The 3063-nt window shown below is 71.3% G+C and carries 4 protein-coding genes; 1 reads left to right on the top strand and 3 read right to left on the bottom strand.

The window, feature by feature from the left end; translation table 11 throughout:
• A partial coding sequence (locus tag G6027_RS13880; RefSeq protein ID WP_182637681.1) for a chorismate-binding protein occupies positions 1 to 378 on the top strand: 378 nt, incomplete at its 5' end.
• Between the two features lie 49 nt (positions 379 to 427).
• Here G6027_RS13880 and G6027_RS13875 read toward each other — a convergent pair.
• The 3 genes from G6027_RS13875 to G6027_RS13865 form a co-directional block, all read right to left on the bottom strand.
• Positions 428 to 1222: a fumarylacetoacetate hydrolase family protein gene (locus G6027_RS13875; RefSeq protein ID WP_182637680.1), complete on the bottom strand. Its 795-nt coding sequence runs from the start codon at positions 1220 to 1222 to the stop codon at positions 428 to 430.
• Between the two features lie 10 nt (positions 1223 to 1232).
• Positions 1233 to 1946, bottom strand: coding sequence for an exonuclease domain-containing protein (locus G6027_RS13870; RefSeq protein ID WP_182637679.1), 714 nt, complete (start codon positions 1944 to 1946; stop codon positions 1233 to 1235).
• Positions 1946 to 3063: DUF294 nucleotidyltransferase-like domain-containing protein (locus tag G6027_RS13865; RefSeq protein WP_241727131.1), on the bottom strand; the 1118-nt coding region annotated here is incomplete at its 5' end. The genes G6027_RS13865 and G6027_RS13870, both read right to left, overlap by 1 nt.

Here is a 3063-nt window from a genome sequence, read left to right as displayed (position 1 = left end):
ACCTCCACCCGCGAGATGTGGCACCTGGGCACCCGGATCCGCGGACGGATCGCCGACCCACGGACGACCGCGCTGGACCTCGCGTTGGCCGTCCACCCCACGCCCGCCGTCTGCGGAACCCCCACCGACGAGGCGCGACGGGTGATCGCGGGGATCGAGGGCGAGCGGGGCTTCTACTCGGGAGCGGTGGGGTGGGCGGATGCGGGCGGCGACGGCGACTGGATGGTGACCATCCGCTGCGCCGAGATCGAGGCGGACCGCTCCGGTGCGCTCGCCTGGGCGGGCGGGGGGCTCGTCGCCGATTCCGACCCCGACGACGAGGTGGCCGAGACCGCGGCCAAACTCCGCACTGTCCTCACCGCGCTGGGCGCCGTGTGACCGGATTTCCCCGACCGGGTATCGACCGCCCGGCGGGCCGGGAGTCGACCTACCTGTCGACGACGGGGTTGGTCAGCGCTCCGATGCCCTCGATCTCCACGGTGACCCGGTCACCGGGGAGCATCGGGCCGACACCGGCCGGGGTTCCCGTCAACACGACGTCGCCCGGGAGCAGTGTCATGACCCTGCTCACGTACTCGATGATCTCCCCCACGGTGTGCATGAACTGGGAGGTGTTCCCGTCCTGACGCACCTCCGACGACCCGTCCGCGTGGTGCAGGGTGGTGCGGACGTCGAGGCCGTTGGGGTCGAGGTCGGTGACGATCCACGGGCCCAGAGGGCAGAAGGTGTCGTACCCCTTCCCGCGGGTCCACTGGCCGTCCGCGAGTTGCTGGTCGCGAGCCGTCACGTCGTTGGCGCAGGTGTATCCCAGGATCACCTCGTGGGCCCGGGCGGCCGCGACGTCGCGACAGGGTTGGCCGATCACCACGGCGAGCTCGCCCTCGTGGTCCACACGCTCGGAACTGGGCGGGTACGCGATCGCGGCCTCGGGGCCGACCACCGAGGTGTTGGGCTTAAGAAAGATCAGCGGCTCGGCGGGCGCCTCAGACCCCATCTCCTCCGCGTGCTCCGCGTAGTTCTTGCCGACGCAGACCACCTTGGAGGCGAGGATCGGGGCGAGCAGACGGACGTCGGCCAACGGCCATTCACGACCGGTGAACTCGGGCGTGCCGAAGGGGTGTTCCGAGATCTCCGCGCAGGTGAGGGCCGAGGGATCGGTGACGTCCCCGCGGACCTCGACGAAGGCGAATCCCTGCGGATGGGCGATACGGGCGAGACGCATACCCGCGATCCTATGCCGTTCGCAGATCCCGGAGCGTCGTGACCCCGCGGTCGTGCAACTCCGCCGCCTGGGCCAGGTACAACTCCGCACAGGCGAGGGCGTCGATCAGCGCGTCGTGCGCCCGGTAGCGGGGTAGCCCGTACCGCTCCCTGGCATTCCACAGCCGGAGCTCGTCCGGAGAGGACTCCGGGGCGAAACCCATGTCGACTCCCCCGCCGAGCACCCGGCGATGGAGTTCCAGGGTGTCGACCGGTACGAACGGGGGTCGTACATCGTGACCGGAGAGGCATAGCGCGCCGAGGAAGTCGGTCTCTATACGACTGTAGTGAGCGACGAGCACCCGACCGGTCAACGCTGCGAAGACTCGATCCAGGAAGTCGTCCACGCCCACCCCGGTCGCCACCGTGTCGTCGGTGATCCCGTGCACCGTGGCACTCTGGCCCACCCCTTCGACCTCGTCGGCGCCGTCGGCCCGCAGGAGCATGGACTGCGCGCCGCCGAGGACGATCCGGTCGCCGTCCACCGGAACCAGCCCCACGGACAGAACCCGGTCGCGCCGGGGGTCGAGGCCCGTGGTCTCCACGTCCATTGCCAGCAGTGGCAGCTCCGCCAGTGGAGTCGACGGCCCCGGGGGCGGGGTCTCGAGGTAGCGCCGCAGCGGCCCCTCGGGAAGCCGCCGTGCAGTGCGTCGTCGGCGACCCGCCCCGGTGAACCACTCGCGCATCACATCTGCCCGACCCGGTACGTCAGGGCCAGCGAACCCTGCACCCCGGCGATGATCCGGAACGCGGAGCGGAGACGGTGACGGTCGGCGGAACTCAGCGTTCCCGGGTCGATGTGGTTGTCCTGCGGGTCATCGTCCGCGATCTGACGTGCGTGATGCCGATAGGTCAGACCGCGCAGGAACCGGAAGGCCTCGCCGAGGTCCTCCGCATCAGCACGCGCGATCACACCGGCCCCGGCCGCGGCGTCGAGCCGACCGAGGGTGGACACCTCGTCCAGCCCCGCCGAGAGGGCGTGCACGCGTGCGATCTGCACCACGGGCGCGATCCCGCCGGCCTTGAGGTCGAGGGTGTTGCGGTACTCGCCCCGTCGTGCCACCACCAGTCCGCGGAAGAACCCCAGCGGCGGGTGCCACTCGCAGGCTATCCGTGCCAGGTGGGCCTGGAACCGTCGGCTGCCCTCGGCGCGCGCGAGCATCTCGTCACGGACCCGCATGAACAGCGAGGCGTCCCCGTGGACCGGTCGGATGTCCAGGAAGACCTGCGAGTGCAGGACGGCGTCCGCGCCGGGCGCCCGTACCCAGTCCCCCACCTGGCGCTCCCAGGACCTGCACGTGCGACGCCACGCCGGGTTGGAGGCCATGACATCGCCCGGACACAACGGGAAGCCGGCCCGGTCGAGACCGGCGCACACCTGCTGCGCCAGCGCGGCGAAGTACCGGTCCGCGCCCGGCGACGCCTCCGCCGCGTCGTCGAGGATGAGCGCGTTGTCCTGGTCGCTCGCCACGCCGAGCTCTCCTCTGGCCTGGGAACCGAGGCCGACCCAGCAGTACGGCACCGGCGGCGGTCCGAGTTCGCTCTCCGCGAGAGAGATCAACCGACGCGTCGCGGCGTCCGCGGTCGCCGTGACGACCCGACCGATGTCCTGGGGGGCGGTGCCACGGCGGACGAATTCCCCGACCAGGGCGGGCAACCTGGCCGCCAGGCGCGCGACGCCCTCGGGGTCGGGCGCCCGGGCGATGCGGGCCGCCAGGTACACGGGGTCGGTCTGGGCCAGTCGGAGCAGATCTCCGCTCGTCACCATCCCCACCGGTATGCCGTCCTCGCAGACCGGGAGGT

It is taken from the genome of Dietzia sp. SLG310A2-38A2 (assembly GCF_014145095.1).
Taxonomy (GTDB): Bacteria; Actinomycetota; Actinomycetes; order Mycobacteriales; family Mycobacteriaceae; genus Dietzia.
The sequence above is the reverse complement of the archived record's forward strand: the minus strand, read 5'-3'. Positions and strand labels throughout refer to the sequence as shown.